The sequence below is a fragment of the Microbacterium sp. NPDC077184 genome (genome assembly GCF_040687055.1).
In the GTDB taxonomy this organism is placed as follows: Bacteria; Actinomycetota; Actinomycetes; order Actinomycetales; family Microbacteriaceae; genus Microbacterium.
The window spans coordinates 14,451-31,455 of record NZ_JBFBMM010000007.1 but is presented as its reverse complement, the minus strand read 5'-3'; the positions used below and the strand labels follow the sequence as shown (position 1 = coordinate 31,455).

18 protein-coding genes are annotated in these 17,005 nt (G+C 71.4%); 16 read left to right on the top strand and 2 right to left on the bottom strand.

Annotated elements, in window-relative coordinates; translation table 11 throughout:
• Positions 1–86: 86 nt before the first annotated feature.
• Positions 87–620 (bottom strand): inorganic diphosphatase, encoded by a 534-nt coding sequence (gene ppa / locus AB0O93_RS12845; protein WP_363343936.1) that lies wholly within the window; start codon positions 618–620, stop codon positions 87–89.
• A 159-nt stretch (positions 621–779) separates the two neighbouring features.
• On the opposite strand from ppa, the gene tilS reads away from it, so the two are divergent.
• From tilS to lysS, 12 genes are all read left to right on the top strand, one after another.
• Positions 780–1,775, top strand: coding sequence for a tRNA lysidine(34) synthetase TilS (gene tilS / locus AB0O93_RS12840; RefSeq protein WP_363343934.1), 996 nt, complete (start codon positions 780–782; stop codon positions 1,773–1,775).
• A gap of 59 nt (positions 1,776–1,834) precedes the next feature.
• Entirely contained in the window at positions 1,835–2,386 is a 552-nt protein-coding gene (gene hpt / locus AB0O93_RS12835; RefSeq protein ID WP_053546537.1) for a hypoxanthine phosphoribosyltransferase, read from the top strand.
• Between the two features lie 135 nt (positions 2,387–2,521).
• Positions 2,522–4,531: an ATP-dependent zinc metalloprotease FtsH gene (gene ftsH, locus AB0O93_RS12830; RefSeq protein ID WP_363343932.1), complete on the top strand. Its 2,010-nt coding sequence runs from the start codon at positions 2,522–2,524 to the stop codon at positions 4,529–4,531.
• Positions 4,532–4,540: 9 nt separating this feature from the next.
• The gene (gene folE, locus AB0O93_RS12825) at positions 4,541–5,128 is read left to right on the top strand and encodes a GTP cyclohydrolase I (protein ID WP_301131944.1); all 588 of its coding nucleotides are present in this window, start codon (positions 4,541–4,543) and stop codon (positions 5,126–5,128) included.
• Positions 5,125–5,961, top strand: a complete 837-nt coding sequence (folP, locus tag AB0O93_RS12820; RefSeq protein ID WP_363343929.1) for a dihydropteroate synthase — start codon at positions 5,125–5,127, stop codon at positions 5,959–5,961. Before folE ends, folP begins: the two co-directional genes overlap by 4 nt.
• Entirely contained in the window at positions 5,934–6,308 is a 375-nt protein-coding gene (gene folB, locus AB0O93_RS12815) for a dihydroneopterin aldolase (RefSeq protein ID WP_363343927.1), read from the top strand. The genes folP and folB overlap by 28 nt, the downstream gene beginning before the upstream one ends.
• Positions 6,305–6,838 carry a 2-amino-4-hydroxy-6-hydroxymethyldihydropteridine diphosphokinase gene (folK, locus tag AB0O93_RS12810; RefSeq protein ID WP_363343925.1) on the top strand — a complete coding sequence of 178 codons (534 nt, stop codon included), beginning with the start codon at positions 6,305–6,307 and terminating at the stop codon, positions 6,836–6,838. The genes folB and folK overlap by 4 nt, the downstream gene beginning before the upstream one ends.
• Positions 6,835–7,350 carry a DUF3180 domain-containing protein gene (locus tag AB0O93_RS12805; protein ID WP_363343923.1) on the top strand — a complete coding sequence of 172 codons (516 nt, stop codon included), beginning with the start codon at positions 6,835–6,837 and terminating at the stop codon, positions 7,348–7,350. The genes folK and AB0O93_RS12805 overlap by 4 nt, the downstream gene beginning before the upstream one ends.
• Positions 7,351–7,414: 64 nt before the next feature.
• Positions 7,415–7,915 carry a PH domain-containing protein gene (locus AB0O93_RS12800; protein WP_363344221.1) on the top strand — a complete coding sequence of 167 codons (501 nt, stop codon included), beginning with the start codon at positions 7,415–7,417 and terminating at the stop codon, positions 7,913–7,915.
• Complete coding sequence (locus AB0O93_RS12795; RefSeq protein WP_363343921.1) at positions 7,912–9,660, top strand: PH domain-containing protein; 1,749 nt, start codon at positions 7,912–7,914, stop codon at positions 9,658–9,660. The genes AB0O93_RS12800 and AB0O93_RS12795 overlap by 4 nt, the downstream gene beginning before the upstream one ends.
• On the top strand, positions 9,657–10,364 hold the full coding sequence (locus tag AB0O93_RS12790) for a DUF2520 domain-containing protein (RefSeq protein ID WP_363343919.1): 708 nt from the start codon (positions 9,657–9,659) through the stop codon (positions 10,362–10,364). Before AB0O93_RS12795 ends, AB0O93_RS12790 begins: the two co-directional genes overlap by 4 nt.
• 82 nt (positions 10,365–10,446) lie before the next feature.
• Complete coding sequence (lysS, locus tag AB0O93_RS12785) at positions 10,447–11,973, top strand: lysine--tRNA ligase (protein ID WP_363343917.1); 1,527 nt, start codon at positions 10,447–10,449, stop codon at positions 11,971–11,973.
• Between the two features lie 42 nt (positions 11,974–12,015).
• On the opposite strand, the gene AB0O93_RS12780 is transcribed toward lysS, so the two are convergent.
• A complete protein-coding gene (locus AB0O93_RS12780) occupies positions 12,016–13,185 on the bottom strand; it encodes a DUF4192 family protein (protein ID WP_363343915.1) in 1,170 nt (389 codons plus the stop codon).
• Between the two features lie 119 nt (positions 13,186–13,304).
• On the opposite strand from AB0O93_RS12780, the gene AB0O93_RS12775 reads away from it, so the two are divergent.
• The 4 genes from AB0O93_RS12775 (at position 13,305) to AB0O93_RS12760 (ending at position 16,973) form a co-directional block, all read left to right on the top strand.
• Positions 13,305–13,508 (top strand): hypothetical protein, encoded by a 204-nt coding sequence (locus AB0O93_RS12775; protein WP_363343913.1) that lies wholly within the window; start codon positions 13,305–13,307, stop codon positions 13,506–13,508.
• Positions 13,509–13,559: 51 nt separating this feature from the next.
• A complete protein-coding gene (cls, locus tag AB0O93_RS12770) occupies positions 13,560–15,026 on the top strand; it encodes a cardiolipin synthase (protein WP_363343911.1) in 1,467 nt (488 codons plus the stop codon).
• A gap of 79 nt (positions 15,027–15,105) precedes the next feature.
• The gene (locus tag AB0O93_RS12765) at positions 15,106–15,852 is read left to right on the top strand and encodes a hypothetical protein (protein WP_363343909.1); all 747 of its coding nucleotides are present in this window, start codon (positions 15,106–15,108) and stop codon (positions 15,850–15,852) included.
• Positions 15,853–16,034: 182 nt separating this feature from the next.
• Positions 16,035–16,973 (top strand): hypothetical protein, encoded by a 939-nt coding sequence (locus AB0O93_RS12760; protein ID WP_363343907.1) that lies wholly within the window; start codon positions 16,035–16,037, stop codon positions 16,971–16,973.
• Positions 16,974–17,005 lie beyond the last annotated feature (32 nt).

Sequence of the window (17,005 nt, the reverse complement as noted above, 5' to 3'; positions counted from 1 at the left end):
AGGGGAGACCAGCCGACAGACGACGCCGGCGCACGGAAAAGGGGCGCCGGCTCGCGCCGGTCGCCCCTTCCCTGATCGGATGCCGATCAGAGCGTCGTGGGAGCTTCGCCCTCACCCTGGGTCTTGGTGCGACCCTCGTGCTCGTCGAAGCGCTCGAAGGCTTCGGCGACGAGGCGCTCGGCCTCGGCGGCGTTCGCCCACTGGTCGACCTTGACCCACTTGCCGGGCTCGAGGTCCTTGTAGTGCTCGAAGAAGTGGTTGATCTCGTTGCGGGTCCACTCGTCGATGTCGTCGACGTCCTGGATGTGGTTCCAGCGGGGGTCCTTCGCCAGGACCGCGACCACCTTGTCGTCGCCGCCGGCCTCATCGCTCATCTTGAGCACGCCGACCGGGCGGACCTTGGCGAGGACGCCCGGGTAGATGTCGCGGTCGAGCAGCACGAGCACGTCGAGCGGGTCGCCGTCCTCGCCGAGGGTGTTCTCGAAGAACCCGTAGTTGCTGGGGTAGCCCATGGGGGTGAACAGGACGCGGTCCAGGAACACCCGGCCGGTGCCGTGGTCGACCTCGTACTTCACGCGGCTGCCGCGCGGGATCTCGATGACGGCGTCGTATGCGCCCATGCTGGTCTCCTTCGAAGAGGGGTGAATGCCGCGCATCAGCCTACCGTCGGCCCCGATCCGTCGAAGATGCGGGAGATCCCGGGGCTTCAGCGCGCGGCCGGCGGCCGGAAGGCGGCCTCGTCATGCGTTCTCGACGGCGTGGCCCGCTACCGTGAGCGGATGGACGAGCGACGACCGAGCCTTCCCCCCGCCGTCGCCGAGATCCGGCGGGCGGTGCGCGCGGCTCTCGCCGACGTCGACCCGACCGCGACGATCGTCGTCGCGCTGTCCGGCGGGGCGGATTCCCTCGCGCTCGCCGCCGCGGTGGCCTTCGAGGCCCCGCGCGCGGAGCGCGATGCCCTGGCCGTCATCGTCGATCACGGTCTACAGGACGACTCCGCGGCGGTCGCGGCATCCGCTGCCGAGACGGCCCGCGGCCTCGGGCTCAGCGTCCATGTCGTCCGCGTCGACGTCGGCGAGGAGGGCGGCCCGGAGGCCGCGGCCCGGACGGCGCGCTACGGGGCGCTTCGCGCCGCGGCCGTCGAACGCGCGCCCGCGGTGATCGTCACGGGGCACACCCTCGACGATCAGGCCGAGACGGTACTGCTGGGGCTCGCGCGCGGGTCGGGTGCGGCGAGCCTGCAGGGGATGGCGGCGGTCTCCGACCTCGACGGCGTCCCCCTCGTCCGCCCGCTCCTCGACATCCGCCGCGAGACCACCCGCGCCGCCTGCACCGCCCAGGGACTGACGTGGTGGGACGACCCCCACAACACCGATGACCGTTTCGCGCGGGTGCGCGTGCGCGAGCGGATGCTGCCGGCGCTCGAGGCCGAGATCGGCCCGGGGATCGCCGAGGCCCTCGCCCGGACGGCCGCGCAGCTGCGCGAGGACGCCGCGGCGTTCGACGAGATGATCGCCGAGACCATCGAGGACATCGTCGAGCCGGCCGAAGCCGGGATCGCGGTCTCGGTGGCGGCGCTCGCGGCCAACCCGGCCGCGCTCCGCCATCGCATCATCCGCCATGTCGTGGCCGCCGAATTCCACCAGAGCCTCACCCGCGCGCAGACCCTCGAGGTCGCGCGCCTGGTCACCCACTGGACGGGTCAGGGTCCCATCGATCTCCCCGGATGCCGCGCCGCCCGCGTCGGCGGCCGCATCGAGGTCACCGCCCACTGAGCCGGTTCGGCGCGGCGTACCCCGTCGCCGAACCGGCATCCGTTCCTTAGACTCGGGGGATGCGCGCGGCCGACATCTCCGACGACCTGACCGACGTTCTGGCGACCGAGGAGGAGATCCTCGCCAAGCTCGACGAGGTGGCCGCCGCGGTCGCGGCCGACTACGAGGGCAAGGACCTCGTGCTCGTCGGCGTCCTCAAGGGCGCGATCATGGTGATGGCCGACTTCTCGCGGGCCCTCCCGACCCTCGTGCCCATGGACTGGATGGCGGTGTCGTCCTACGGCGCCGGCACGAAGTCGAGCGGCGTGGTGCAGATCCGGAAGGACCTCGACACCGACCTGTCGGGCAAGCACGTCCTGATCGTCGAGGACATCATCGACTCGGGCCTCACCCTCAGCTGGCTGCTGGAGAACTTCTCCTCCCGCGGAGCCGCGTCGGTGGAGGTGTTCGCCCTTTTCCGGAAGCCGGATGCCGCCAAGGTCGAGGTCCACTGCCGCTACGTGGGCTTCGACATCCCCAACGATTTCGTCGTGGGCTACGGCCTCGACTACGACGAGCGCTACCGCAATCTCCGCGACGTCGCGGTGCTCGCCCCGCACGTCTACTCCTGACGGACGGCGATTTCGCCACCGGCGAATGTTCAGGCCGGGCATAGGCGCCGCGGGATACCCTGAACGCACCGTCGCCGGGGCGTGGTGCCCCCGGAAGGACGTCGGCCGACGAAGGGACCGGGCACACGCCCGACTATGGACTTCAAGAAGATCGCGCGCAACCCGCTGTTCTACGTGCTGGTGATCGGACTCCTGCTGATCGTCGGGTTCTCCCTCATCTCCAGCCTCGGGGGCGCGAAGCAGATCACCACGCAGGAAGGTCTCGAGCTCCTCCGCGGCGACACCGTGACCGAGGTGGTCAACACAGACGGCGACCAGCGCGTGGACATGACCCTCTCGAGCGCGTACGACGGCGCGACCGAGGTGCAGTTCTACTACGTCTCCGCCCGCGCCGACGAGGTGGTGCGCGCGATCGACGCGGCCTCGCCGACCGACGGCTTCAACGACGTCGTCCCCCGCGCGACGTGGTTCGACGGCTTCCTCTCCCTGCTCCTGCCGATCCTGCTGCTGGGTCTGCTCTTCTGGTTCCTGCTGTCCTCCGCCCAGGGCGGCGGCAGCCGGGTGATGCAGTTCGGCAAGTCCCGCGCGAAGCTCGTGACGAAGGAGATGCCGCAGGTCACCTTCGCCGACGTCGCCGGCTCCGACGAGGCGATCGAGGAGCTCGAGGAGATCAAGGACTTCCTCAAGGACCCGACGAAGTTCCAGAACGTCGGTGCCCGCATCCCGAAGGGCGTGCTGCTGTACGGCCCTCCCGGAACCGGAAAGACGCTCCTCGCCCGCGCGGTCGCGGGCGAAGCCGGTGTGCCGTTCTACTCGATCTCGGGTTCGGATTTCGTCGAGATGTTCGTCGGCGTCGGCGCGAGCCGCGTCCGCGACCTGTTCAACCAGGCCAAGGAGAGCTCTCCCGCGATCATCTTCATCGACGAGATCGACGCCGTCGGTCGCCACCGCGGTGCCGGCATGGGCGGCGGTCACGACGAGCGCGAGCAGACCCTCAACCAGATGCTCGTCGAGATGGACGGCTTCGACCCCAAGGCCAACGTCATCGTCATCGCGGCGACGAACCGCCCCGACATCCTCGACCCCGCGCTCCTGCGCCCGGGCCGCTTCGACCGCCAGATCGGCGTCGACGCTCCTGACCTCAAGGGCCGCAAGCAGATCCTCGAGGTGCACGGCCGCGGCAAGCCCCTGGCCGACGGCGTCGACCTCGAGGTCGTCGCGCGGAAGACGCCGGGCTTCACCGGTGCCGACCTCGCGAACGTCCTCAACGAAGCCGCCCTGCTGACGGCGCGCTCCAACGCCCAGCTCATCGACAACCGCGCCCTCGACGAGGCGATCGACCGTGTGCTCGCCGGCCCGCAGCGTCGCACCCGCGTCATGAAGGACCGCGAGAAGCTGATCACCGCGTACCACGAGGGCGGTCACGCGCTCGCGGCGGCCGCGATGAACCACACCGACCCGGTCACGAAGGTCACGATCCTTCCGCGCGGCAAGGCGCTCGGCTACACGATGGTGCTGCCGCTCGATGACAAGTACTCCGTCACCCGCAACGAGCTCCAGGATCAGCTGGCGTACGCGATGGGCGGCCGTGTGGCCGAGGAGATCGTCTTCCACGACCCCACCACCGGGGCGTCGAACGACATCGAGAAGGCGACGAGCATCGCCCGCAAGATGGTCACCGAATACGGCATGACCACGGATGTCGGACCCGTGAAGCTCGGGCAGTCCTCCGGCGAGGTCTTCATGGGCCGCGACATGGGGCACGGCCGCGACTTCTCCGAGCGCATCGCCGAGCGCGTGGACGCCCAGGTCCGCGCCCTCATCGAGCAGGCGCACGACGAGGCCTACCGCGTGATCAACGCCAACCGCCACGTCCTGGACCGCCTCGCCCTGGCGCTCCTGGAGAGGGAGACGCTCGACCACCTCGAGCTCGCCGAGATCTTCACCGACGTGCAGAAGCTCACCCCGCGCCCGCAGTGGCTCTCCAGCAACGACCGTCCGGTCTCGCAGCAGCCGCCGGTCGAGGTGCCCAAGCGCGCCGTGCCCGTCGATGTCGCGGCATCCGTCGAGGCGGCGCCGGAGGGCGAGCCCGAGAAGGCCGCCACGCGGCAGCCGTCCGGTCAGGCGCGTCCGGCGACCGCATAGGCTCGGTGCGTGGCCGTTGATCGTGAACGGGTCTCCGCTCTGGTGAGGGACCTGCTGGAGGCGATCGGGGAAGACCCCGATCGTCCCGGGCTCAAGCACACGCCGCAGCGGGTCGCCGACGCGTACGCCGAGTTCTTCGGCGGCGTGGGGGAGGACCCCGCGGCGCCTCTCGCCCACACGATCTCGGTCTCGCGCGGCCCTGCGCCCGAGACGCTGCCTTCGGGCGCGGTGATGCTGCGCGACATCCTCTTCCGCTCGGTCTGCGAGCATCACCTTCTGCCCTTCCGCGGACACGCGCACATCGCCTACCTGCCCGGTGAGCAGGTCGTCGGGCTCGGCGCCCTCCCGAAGGTGGTCGACATCCTCGCCGCCCGCCCGCAGGTGCAGGAGCGCCTCGGCGAACAGATCGCCGACGTCATCGCCGCGAAGCTCGACGCGCGGGGTGTCCTCGTCGTCCTCGACGCCGCCCATGAATGCCTCACGATGCGGGGGGAGCGTCAGCCCGACGCCTCGACCGTCACGATCGCCGCCCGCGGCGCGCTCGCCGAGCCGGCCGCCCGCGCGGAGGTCGTCCTCCTCCTCGGGGCGCGCGCGTGACCGCGCTCGTCATGGGCGTGGTGAACGTCACCCCCGATTCGTTCAGCGACGGCGGACGCTTCCTGGATGCCGAAGCGGCCGTCGCGCACGGTCTGTGTCTGCGCGCCGAGGGCGCGGCGATCCTCGACGTCGGCGGCGAATCCACCCGACCCGGCGCCGAGCGGGTGACCCCGGAGGTCGAGCAGGAGCGGGTGCTGCCGGTCATCGCGGAGCTGACGCGGCAGGGTGCGGTCGTCAGCATCGACACGCTCAACGCCGCGACGGCGGCCGCCGCCGTGGCCGCCGGAGCGCGGCTGGTCAACGACGTCTCGGGCGGGCTCGCCGATCCGGACATGCTCGCCGCCGTCGCGGCATCCGGTGCCGACGTCGTGCTCGGACACTGGCGCGGCCCCTCGTCGGACATGTACGCCCGCGCCCGGTACGACGACGTCGTGGGCGAGGTCGTCGCCGAACTCGGCGCCCGGATGGAGGCCGCGACCCACGCCGGCATCCCGCCCGCGCGGGTGCTGGTGGATCCCGGGATCGGATTCGGCAAACGCGGCGAGCAGAACTGGGCGACGCTGCGCGGACTGTCCCGCATCGTCGGGCTGGGCCCTCGCGTCCTCGTGGGGACCAGCCGCAAGCGCTTCCTCGCCGAGTCGCTCGCCGACGACCCCGGCGACGCCTCGATCGAGCGGCGCGACCTCGCCACCGCCGTCACGAGCGTCCTGGCCGCCCAGGTCGGGGTGTGGGGCGTGCGCGTCCACGACGTGGCCGCCACCCGCGACGCGCTCCTCATCGCCGAACGCTGGAAGGGAGATCACCGATGGACGTCGCCGATCGCATCACGCTGAGCGGGCTCCGGGTCTTCGGGTACCACGGCGTGTACGACGACGAGAAGCGCGACGGACAGGACTTCGTCGTCGATCTCCGGCTCGACCTCGACACGCGCCCCGCCGCCGCGAGCGACGACGTCGCCGACACCGTCCACTACGGCGAGCTGGCGACATCCGTCGCCGCGGTCGTCGCGGGCGACCCGGTCGACCTCCTCGAGACGCTCGCGCAGCGCATCGCCGACGTCGCGCTCGCCGACGACCGCGTCGCGCGGGTGGAGGTCACGGTGCACAAGCCGCAGGCGCCCATCGCCCTGCAGTTCGACGACGTCTCGGTGACCATCACGCGCTCCCGGGCCGCGGCATGAGCCGGCGCCTGGCCGACGGCATCCAGGCGGATCCGCCGCATCCGGATCGCCCCGTCGAGACGGCGGTCGTGGCGCTCGGCGCCAACCTCGGCGATCGCGTGGCGACGCTCGAGGCCGCGGTGGCCGACATCCGTCGCCTGCCGCTGGTCGACGGGATCCGCGTCTCGCCGGCGATCGAGTCCGTCGCGGTCACGCTGGACGGGCCGGATGCCGCGGCCCCGGCCTATCTCAACGCCGTCGCGATCGTCCGCACACGCCTCGCTCCGACGGTGCTTCTCGGGTACCTCCACGCCATCGAGGCGCGCCACGGGCGCGTCCGCCGCGAGCGGTGGGGCGACCGCACCCTCGACCTCGACCTCATCGCGTACGGCGACGTCCGCAGCGACGCCCCCGCCCTCCTCCTGCCGCACCCGCGCGCCGCGGAACGCGACTTCGTACTCGAGCCGTGGCTCGCTCTGGATCCGGATGCCGTCCTCCCCGGTCGCGGTCGGGTCGACGCCCTCCTGGCCGATCTCCGGAACCGTCGATGAACCGCACGGGCGCGGGCGTGCTGGTCGTCGCCGCGGTGCTCGGCGGTGCCGCGGGGTTCGTGCTGAACCAGGTGCTGACCGCGACCGGGCGGCCGACCTTCACCCCGATGGTGTCGCTCCCGATCCTCCTGCTCCTCCTCGGTGCGGTCGTGGTGGTGCTCGCCGTGCCGATCCGCCAGGCGACACGCGGGCGCGGGCGGGCGGCGGTGAATCCGTTCCGGGCGCTCCGGATCGCCATGCTCGCCAAGGCGTCCAGCATCGTGGGCGCCGCGATCGGCGGGTTCGGGCTGGGGCTCCTGGCCTTTCGCGCGACGCTTCCCGTGACGCCGTCGGTAGGCTCGGTGGGCACGCTCATCGCGACCGCCGTCTGCGGCGCGGTCCTCATCGCGGCGGCCCTCGTGGCCGAGCACCTGTGCACCATCCGGAAGGACGACGATGACGAACAGCCCGGAGCCGGAGGCCCCGGTCCCCACGACCCCCTCGGAGCCGGACCCGGCGAGCCGACCCACTGAGACCGCGGAGTCGGCGACGACCGCGGAGCCGCAGACGACCGCGGAGCGGGCGACGTTCGACCGCATCGTCGAGTCCCGGTCGGCGTCGCGCCTCGTCCTCGCCGAGGGCGTCTGGCACCAGATCTCACCCCGCTACGTGTGGGTGCAGCTGCTCTCGTCGGGCATCGTCCTCCTCCTCGCCGTGGCGGCGACCCTCGTCCTCGCGCTCGCCTTCGGGCAGGTGTGGGCGTACATCCCCGGCGGGATCTTCACGCTCATCATGGTGTGGACCCTCGCGATCCTCCCCCGCCAGGCCCGGGCGATCGGCTACCGGCTGCGCGAGGACGACCTCGTCTTCCGCCGGGGCATCCTGTGGCAGCGTTTCGTCGCCGTCCCCTACGGTCGCATGCAGCTCGTCGACATCACGCACGGTCCGCTCGACCGCGCGTTCGGCATCGCGCAGCTGAAGTTCGTCACTGCGGCCGCCGCGACCGGCGTCACGATTCCGGGCCTGCCGCAGCAGACCGCCGACACCCTGCGCGACCACCTCGTCGAGGTCGCCGAGAGCCGGCGCACCGGCCTATGAGCGCTCCCGACCCGAACGCCGATCCGAACGCCGGTCCGGGCGGGGCACCGAGCGCGGGTCCCGGCGCCCCGCCGCCCGCGCTCGTGCGCTCCCCGCTCAGCGACGGCGAGTGGCACCGGCTGCACCCCCTCACCCCGTTGCTGCGGGGCGGACTGTTCCTCCTCGTCGTCATCGGCATCGTCGTGGCGAACCTCCGCGACCGGCTGATCGCGATCTTCTTCCCGTGGTCCGGTGAGGACGGCGTGGATGTCGACATGCAGGGCGACCCGGTCGACTTCGTCATCGACAACAACCTCTACCTCGTCGCGCTCCTCATCGTCGTCGGAGTGCTCGCCGTCCTCGTCGGCGGTTTCTACCTCTCCTGGCGCTTCCACACCTTCCGCATCACCGATGACGACGTGGAGGTGCGCAGCGGCATCCTGTTCCGCACGCAGCGCCGGGCTCCGCTGGATCGCGTGCAGGGCGTCAACCTCACACGGCCGATGATCGCCCGCCTGCTCGGGATGGCGAAGCTCGAGGTGATCGGCGCCGGAGCCGACGGCAACGTCCGCCTGGAGTACCTCTCGACCGAGAACTCCGAGGCGGTCCGCGCCGACATCCTGCGCTTGGCCTCGGGGCAGCGGCTGGCGGAGGAGAGCGCGCGGCGCGAGGCGGCCGGATCGCGGGTCGCGGCGCTCGGTCAGACGGTCTCGCGAGGGCTGACCGGACTCGTCGAGGGTGACGAGGCCCCCGTCGCGGAGCCGGAATCGGTCGTGGACATCCCGGTGGCCCGGCTGATCCTCTCGCACGTGGTCAGCACGACCACCGTGATGGTGATCCTCGGTGTCGTCGCCGTGTCCATCGGCGCGGTCCGCGGGACCCCGTGGCTGCTGTTCGCGATCGTGCCGGGTCTCATCGGTGTCGGGGCGTACTGGGTGCGTTCGATCATCCGCTCGCTGCGGTACTCGATCGCCCCGACCCCCGACGGCGTGCGGATCACCTTCGGTCTGCTCACCACGATCACCGAGACGGTGCCGCCGGGGCGGATCCACGCGGTCGAGATCACCCAGCCGATCCTGTGGCGCCCCTTCGGCTGGTGGGCGATCCGCATCAATCGCCTGAGCGGACGCAATGCCGCCGACACCTCGGCCGATCAGTTCACCACCGCGCTTCCGGTCGGCACGGCCGCCGATGTCGAGCGCGTTCTGCGCCTGCTGCAGCCGGGCGTGCCGGCGGACGAGTGGAGCATGATCGCCACGCAGGGGATGGTCGGGCCCGGCCGGCGACCGGCTCGTGGCGGTCAGGACGATGCCGAAGCGACGGATGCCGCAGCGGACGGGTTCCGGACCTCCCCGCGTCGCGCGTGGCCGCTCCGCCCCCTGTCATGGCGACGCAACGGTTTCCGCGTTACGCCCGACCTGCTGCTCCTCCGTCGCGGATTCATCTGGCGTCGCCTCGCGATCGTGCCGCTGGCGCGCCTGCAGTCGATCGGCATCGATCAGGGCCCCCTCGACCGTGCGCTGCGGGTGGCCGGGCTCCGGGCGCACATCGTGTCGGGCCCGGTCTACGCCTCGCTCGGCGCGATCGATCGCGACGACGCCGTCGCCGCCTTCGACGACATCGCGCACGCCGCCGTCGCCGCGGCGGGCGATGACCGGTCGCACCGATGGGCGGAGTACCTCGAGGCCCCGGTCGCGCCGGTCGCGGTCGATCCGGAGGCTTCGGTCGCCCCGCCGACCCCGGTCGAGCCGGAGCGCGGGTCGTGAACCGCGACGGCCGCCTCGGCGTCGGGATCGTCGGTGCCGGCCGCGTCGGGCCCGTCCTGGGGGCCGCGCTCGCGGGTGCGGGGCATGCGCTCGTGGGTATCACCTCGGGCTCCGACCGCGAACGCGTCGAGGCGATCCTCCCCGACGTGCCGGTCCTCGACGCCCCGGAGGTCGTGCGGCGCAGCGAGCTGGTCGTCCTCGCCGTGCCGACCGCCGAGCTTCCCGGGCTCGTGCGCGGGCTCGCCGAGACCGGGGCCTGGCAGCCCGGGCAGCTCGTCCTCCACACCGACCCGGCCTCGGGGGCCGGCATCCTGTCCGACGCGGCCGCACGCGGGGCCATCCCGCTCGCCATCCACCCCGCGATCGCCTTCACCGGCACCTCGATGGACCTTCGGCAGCTGCACGGCGCGTTCGCCGCCGTCACGGCACCGGGGCCCGTCCTGCCCATCGCGCAGGCCCTCGCGGTCGAGATGGGGTGCGAACCCGTCGTCATCGCCGAGGAGGACCGCGCGGCCTACGCCGAGGGGATCGCCACGGCGACGACGTTCTCGCGCGAGATCGTCCGGCAGTCCACCGGCCTCCTCTCCCGTGCCGGAGTGCCGGAGCCGGGTCTGTACCTCTCCTCCCTCGTGCATTCCACGATCGATCACGCTCTCGCCGGCTCGCGTGCGGCGCGGGATGCCGAGCCGCCGAGCGAGCCCTGAACGCGCGGGCCGCGGCATCCGTCAGCGCGGGTCCGCGGACCGTCCGCCGGTAGACTTGCCCGGTCTTCCGAGGAGCCCCCATATGTCTGACACCGCACCCGACGCCGCCCCCGCGCCTGAGCCGACCGAAGAGGACGTCTTCGAGCAGAAGGCGGTGCGCCTGGCCAAGCGCGAGCGCCTGATCGGCGAACGAGCGGATGCCGCGGGCGGCGCGTACCCGGTGACCGTCCCGGTCACCGACACCATCCCGGCCCTGCGGGCTCGTTTCGGCGACCTCGAGGCGGGCGCCGAGACCGGCGAGACCGCGTCCGTCGCGGGCCGCATCGTGTTCAGCCGCAACACCGGCAAGCTCTGCTTCGCGACGCTCCAGTCGGGCGACGGCAGCCGCATCCAGGCGATGGTCTCCCTCGCGCAGGTGGGCGAGGAGTCGCTCCAGGCGTGGAAGGAGCTCGTCGACCTCGGCGACCACGTGTCGGTCACGGGCGAGGTCATCTCCAGCCGCCGCGGCGAGCTGTCGATCATGGTCACCGCATGGCAGATCGCGGCGAAGGCGATCCTGCCGCTGCCGAACATGTACAGCGAGCTGAGCGAGGAGAGCCGCGTGCGTTCGCGCTTCCTCGACCTGATCGTCCGTGACCGTGCGCGGGAGACGGTCGTGGCCCGCTCGACCGTCAACGCCAGTCTCCGCTCCACGTTCGCCGCGCACGACTTCGTCGAGGTCGAGACGCCGATGCTCCAGGTGCAGCACGGTGGGGCCTCGGCCCGCCCGTTCATCACGCACTCCAACGCGTTCGACACCGACCTGTACCTGCGGATCGCGCCGGAGCTCTTCCTGAAGCGCGCCGTCGTGGGCGGTATCGACCGAGTCTTCGAGATCAACCGCAACTTCCGCAACGAAGGCGCCGACTCCACCCACAGCCCGGAGTTCGCGATGCTCGAGGCCTACCAGTCGTACACCGACTACCAGGGGATCGCCGACCTGACGCAGGAGCTCATCCAGAACGCCGCGATCGCGGTCGCCGGATCCACCACCGTGACGTGGGCGGACGGCACCGAGTACGACCTCGGCGGTCAGTGGGATCGCCTCTCGATGTACGACTCGCTGTCGGCGGCCGTGGGTCGGACTCTCTCGCCCGAGACGCCGTACGACGCCCTCGTCGCCCTCGCCGAGGAGCACGGCGTGGAGCTCCCGCCGCACCCCATCCACGGCAAGCTCGTCGAGGAGCTGTGGGAGCACTTCGTCAAGCCGACGCTCACGCGGCCGACGTTCGTCATGGACTTCCCGCTCGACACCAGCCCGCTCGTCCGTGAGCATCGCTCGATCCCCGGCGTGGTCGAGAAGTGGGACCTGTACGTCCGCGGCTTCGAGCTGGCCACGGGCTACTCCGAGCTCGTCGACCCCGTCATCCAGCGCGAGCGGTTCGTCGAGCAGGCCAAGCTCGCCGCGCGGGGCGACCTCGAGGCGATGCGCATCGATGAGGAGTTCCTCCGCGCGCTCGAGCACGGCATGCCCCCGACCGGTGGCATGGGCATGGGGATCGACCGGCTGCTGATGGCGATCACGGGCCTCGGCATCCGCGAGACGATCCTCTTCCCGCTGGTCAAGTAGCACCCGCGGCCTCCCGGGGTTCCGCGGCCCCGTGGTTCCGGGTCAACGCTGCCCGACGGCGCGGAACGCCCAGTCGGGCAGATGCCCCGCCGCGACGAATGAGAGCACGATCTCGGCGAGACCGTGTTCGGGGTCGAGGTCGAGGGCGTGGCGCGCGTGCACCTCAGCATGCGTCGAGCGCCCCAGGGCCCACGCGAGCCAGGCGCACACCGCGAGAGCTCCCGGCTGCGCGTCCGGTGGGGCGCACGCCGCGAGCCGGCGAACCACCTCGAGCGCGCGGACGAGTCGGCGGGGCTGGGGCTGCGCGCCCTCGCCCCACAGGTGCATCGCGAGATGCGGCGGGTACTCCTCGCCCGATTCCCACCGGCGCTGCGCCTCCAGGGCTTCGTCGCCGCCCTCGATGTCGCTGCACCACTGCACCAGCGCGACGTCGCGAAGGGAGGGGCGCGCGAGACACCACAGCAGCGTCGCGGCGGGGACGGCGTCCAGCGCGGCAGGATCCCAGTCGAGGGCGTCCTCGTAGAGCGTCGGGACGTCGTCGAGCGCGCACGCGGCCATGAGCGACTGCGGGTCGACGCGTGCCCAGGCGACATCGTCCGGATCGTCGGTCGTCGCCGGACCGTCGTCGCCGGTGGCCGCGCCGCCGCACAGGATCCGGAGCGCGCGATGGAGACCGGTGAGGGCCTGTGCGGTGCGCGCGCGCTCGGCCGGTGACACCTCGGGGAGCTCCGCGCCGCTCACCCCGTCCGCATGGAGGGCGGGAGCGTTGCGAGGTGTGGCGGCATCGACGTCGATCCGCTCGAGCGGCAGACCCTCGGGCGGCAGCGGCTCCAGCGTCGTGGATCCCCAGCCGTCCGCGGCCACCACGAGCGCGTCGGGCAGGGCCAGACCGCACGCGTCGGCGCGGCGGGCGACGGCATCGAGCAGCTCGCGGTGCGGCATCCCCGCGGCATCCGCGAATCGCTCGTCGGTGTAGACGATGGGGACGAGACCGTCGGCGCCGGCGACGCGGCACACCATTCCGACGACCGTCGCCGAGACACGGTCGACCGCGTCGTGTTCGCCGCCCGGCAGGTCCACGCGCATGACGCCGAGACTTCGACCGCCGGTGAAGGGCACGACGACCAGGCTCCGCGACGGCGCGAAACCCATCAGGTGGGGGACGAGGGAGAGGAACCCGGCGGGGTCGCCGACGGTCACGGTGGTTGTCATGGATCGAGGATGCGGGCGGCCGCCGAGAGCGATCGGTCTGTCCACAGCATCCGTGCCTGTGCGGGTCGATCCCGCCGGATCCGGGTACCTGGGGAGGAGCGGGCGCGTATCCTGGTCGGGTGGAGAACTTCTGGCTCGCGGTGACCTGGTCGCTCCTGCCGACCATCGTCGTCGCGGGAGTGTTCTTCTTCGTGCTGCGCAGCGTCATCCGCGCCGACCGCAACGAGCGCAGAAGCTACGCCCGCATCGAGGCGCAGGAACGCGCCAAGCGCGGGTTGCCCCCGCGCGAGGCGCCGGCGCCGGCATCCGCATCTGAAAGCTGAGCCCCCGCCCACTACGCTGGGCACACGCGCGCGGCGCGGAAGGGGGCACGGGTGATCAACGTCACCATCGACGCGACCTGGTGGGTCATCGTCGTCTTCGTCGTGGACATCGTCATCCGCGTCACCGCGATCATCATCGTTCCGCGCAATCGGCGCCCGACGGCGGCGATGGCGTGGCTGCTCGCGATCTACTTCATCCCCCTGGTCGGGGTGTTCCTCTTCCTCCTCATCGGCAATCCGCGGCTTCCGCGCAAGCGCCGGCGCAAGCAGCGCGACATCAACGAGTACATCCACGACACGAGCGCCTCGCTCGACTTCGGCACCCTCCGACCCGGCGCGCCGGAGTGGTTCACGTCACTGGTGACGCTGAACCGCAACCTCGGGGCCATGCCGCTGGCGGGCGACAACGGGGCGACGCTGATCGCGGACTACCAGGAGAGCCTCGACGCGATGGCCGACGCGATCCGCGAGTCCACCCGATACGTGCACGTGGAGTTCTACATCCTCCAGTCCGATTCCGCGACCGACAACTTCTTCCGCGCCCTGGAGGAGGTCGCCGCGCGCGGCGTCGTCGTGCGCGTGCTGCTGGACCACTGGGCCAACCGGGGCAAGCCGTTCTACAAGCAGACCCTCCGCCGGCTCGACGCGATGGGCGCGCACTGGAAGCTCATGCTCCCGGTGCAGCCGCTCAAGGGCAAGTATCAGCGGCCCGACCTCCGCAACCACCGGAAGCTCCTGGTCGTCGACGGTCGCGTCGCCTTCACCGGATCGCAGAACGTCACCGACTCCACCTACAACCTGCCGAAGAACATCAAGCGCGGGCTGCACTGGGTCGACCTCATGGCGCGCATCGAAGGACCGGTCGTTGCCTCGATCAACGCGGTGTTCCTCTCCGACTGGTACAGCGAGACCGATGAGATCCTCACCGACGAGATCGATCTGTTCTCCGTCGAGGCGGGACCCGGCGATCTCGACTGCCAGATCATCCCGTCCGGGCCCGGGTTCGAATTCCAGAACAACCTCAAGCTCTTCGCGGGTCTCCTCTACGCCGCCCAGAAGAAGATCATCATCGTCAGCCCGTACTTCGTCCCGGATGAGGCGCTGCTCCTCGCCGTCACCACGGCGTGCCAACGCGGCATCCACGTCGAGCTCTTCGTGTCGGAGGAGGGCGACCAGGCCCTGGTCTATCACGCGCAGCGCAGCTACTACGAGGCGCTGCTGCGCGCGGGCGTGAGGATCTGGATGTACCAGAAGCCGTACATCCTGCACTCGAAGTCCATGACCATCGACGACGAGGTCGCGATCATCGGCTCGTCCAACATGGACATGCGCTCGTTCGGTCTGAACATGGAGATCTCCATGCTCGTGCGCGGCGAGGAGTTCATCGACGAGATGCGCAAGGTCGAAGCGACCTATCGCTCGCTCTCGCGCGAGCTCACCCTCGAGGAGTGGATGCGGCAGCCGCTGCGCTCGACCGTCCTCGACAACCTCGCCCGACTGACCTCCGCACTGCAGTGAGACGATCCGGCGGCGGGCGACACTTTCTCCGAGAGGATGCCGCGGCCGCGGCATCCGGCGCGATCGAGAGGCGAACGAGATGACGCGACGGCGCATGGTCTTTTCCGGGTTCGGGGTGGCCGCGGCTCTGGTCCTGGCGCTCTCCGGGTGCGCGACGCCCGCGGGCTCCGGGGATGGCGGCGGGGGGACGGCCGAACCCGCGCCGACCCCGGATGCGTCGGCGCCGGTCGCGGTCGAGGTCGACGCCGCGTGGCTCGACGACGGCCGGTCGATCGGCATCGTCACGCAGGGCTCGTCGACGTGCATCCCGATGGCCGAGGACGCCACGTACGCGGACGGTGTGCTGACGGTGACGCTCGTCGAACCGGAGGACACCGCATGCACGCGTGATCTCGTGCCGCGCGTGAGTCTCGTGGGTGTTCCCGAGGGGGTCGACCCCGCCGAAGACCTCGACATCGTCGTCGACGGCGAGGCTTTCCGCGGCGAGACCGAGCTCGACGGGGTGACGGGGCTCGCCGGCCCCGGGGGCGAGACGCAGTACGCGCCGAGCGCGGGCTGGACCGACACGGACGGACAGTTCGTCGTCCTGACCTGGGGTTCGTCGAGCTGCCCGCCGGTGTTCCGGGAGGTCGTGGCGACGGGCCCCGCCGAAGTCACCGCGACCGTCGAGGAGCCGCCCGCCGACCAGGTCTGCACGATGGACATGGCCCCGCGCGCCGCGGTGCTCGTCGTGGACGGGGTGGAGGCGGACGACGGCGTCGAGCTCGTCCTCACCGGCTCGCCCGAGTTCACCGACGTGCGCACCCCCATCCTCGGCTCGAACTAAACCCCCCCGGCCCCCGCGCCCGGTTCAGTGGCACCTTCGCGCGGGTGTGGAGACGCGACACCCACGCGCAGGCGCCACCGAATGGCGTGGCGGCCTCCTCCCCAGGCGCGGCTGCGACGGCGGGTTCGTGGAGAAGCTGTGGACAACCGCGGGGAGCGCGCGGGGTGACGCAGGCTGGCGCGATGCGTCGCCCGTCGCTTCCCGTCCACCTCGGCTCCGCCTTCTCGCTCGCCGACGCGAGAGACGCCGGTGTGTCGGCGTCTCGACTGCGCGCGCAGGACGTCGAGATCCCGTTCCGCGGCGTTCGTGCACGGCGCGAGCGGGTCGAGACGCCCGGTACCGAGGGGCTCATCCGCGAGCGGGCGCACCACTACGCCCAGCGCATGACGGAGCACGAGTTCTTCACCCACGCCACGGCTGCCGTGCTCTGGGATCTTCCGATTCCGATCTCGCTCCTCGATGCAGAACGACTGGATGTCGGAGTGCATTGGCCACGTCGGGCACCGGCCGGCCGCGCGGTTCGCGGACGCTGCCTTCGAGCCGAGCTGGTCCATGCCCAGGCGCATCCGCGCCATGGATTCTCGCTGGCGTCCCCGGCCTCCCTCTGGGCGCAGTCGGCGTCTTTCCTCCCGCGAATCGAGGATGTCGTGGCGCTGGGTGATGCCGTGACTCGTGTGCCGCTGCATCCGAATGATCCGCCCGCGCTCGCGACGCCGGCACAGCTCGACGCGGCGCTCGGTGCGGGCCGCCGGACAGGCATCGCTCTCCTCCGCCGCGCGTTTCCCCTGATCGATCCGCGGGCTCGATCGCGGCCGGAGACGTGGCTTCGGCTCATCCTCCGCGAGGCGGGGATGCCCGCACCGGGAGTCAACGTCGACGTCGTGGTCGGTGGTCGGTGGCTGGCGCAGGTAGACCTCGCCTATCCCGCGCATCGGCTCGCGCTCGAGTACGAGGGCGAGTATCACCTCACGGACCCTGCCCAATGGGCACGGGACATCGCGCGTGTCGAGCGGCTCGCCGAAGCGGGGTGGCGCGTCATCCGTGTGACGAAACGGGACGTCTTCTCGACACCCAGCACGCTCGTGGCGCGGGTGCGTCGCGCTCTGGCCGCGCGTGAGTAGGGGTTCAGTGGCGCCTTCGTGCGGGTGTCGCG

What these genes read in the sequence shown, in the direction of transcription:
- AB0O93_RS12795 (WP_363343921.1), top strand. Translation starts at nt 7,912, where the DNA reads ATGAGCGCTCCCGACCCGAACGCCGATCCGAACGCCGGTCCGGGCGGG.
- folB (WP_363343927.1), top strand. Translation starts at nt 5,934, where the DNA reads ATGGACGTCGCCGATCGCATCACGCTGAGCGGGCTCCGGGTCTTCGGG.
- lysS (WP_363343917.1), top strand. Translation starts at nt 10,447, where the DNA reads ATGTCTGACACCGCACCCGACGCCGCCCCCGCGCCTGAGCCGACCGAA.
- hpt (WP_053546537.1), top strand. Translation starts at nt 1,835, where the DNA reads ATGCGCGCGGCCGACATCTCCGACGACCTGACCGACGTTCTGGCGACC.
- folK (WP_363343925.1), top strand. Translation starts at nt 6,305, where the DNA reads ATGAGCCGGCGCCTGGCCGACGGCATCCAGGCGGATCCGCCGCATCCG.
- ftsH (WP_363343932.1), top strand. Translation starts at nt 2,522, where the DNA reads ATGGACTTCAAGAAGATCGCGCGCAACCCGCTGTTCTACGTGCTGGTG.
- tilS (WP_363343934.1), top strand. Translation starts at nt 780, where the DNA reads ATGGACGAGCGACGACCGAGCCTTCCCCCCGCCGTCGCCGAGATCCGG.
- AB0O93_RS12760 (WP_363343907.1), top strand. Translation starts at nt 16,035, where the DNA reads ATGCGTCGCCCGTCGCTTCCCGTCCACCTCGGCTCCGCCTTCTCGCTC.
- AB0O93_RS12765 (WP_363343909.1), top strand. Translation starts at nt 15,106, where the DNA reads ATGACGCGACGGCGCATGGTCTTTTCCGGGTTCGGGGTGGCCGCGGCT.
- AB0O93_RS12780 (WP_363343915.1), bottom strand. Translation starts at nt 13,185, where the DNA reads ATGACAACCACCGTGACCGTCGGCGACCCCGCCGGGTTCCTCTCCCTC.
- ppa (WP_363343936.1), bottom strand. Translation starts at nt 620, where the DNA reads ATGGGCGCATACGACGCCGTCATCGAGATCCCGCGCGGCAGCCGCGTG.
- AB0O93_RS12805 (WP_363343923.1), top strand. Translation starts at nt 6,835, where the DNA reads ATGAACCGCACGGGCGCGGGCGTGCTGGTCGTCGCCGCGGTGCTCGGC.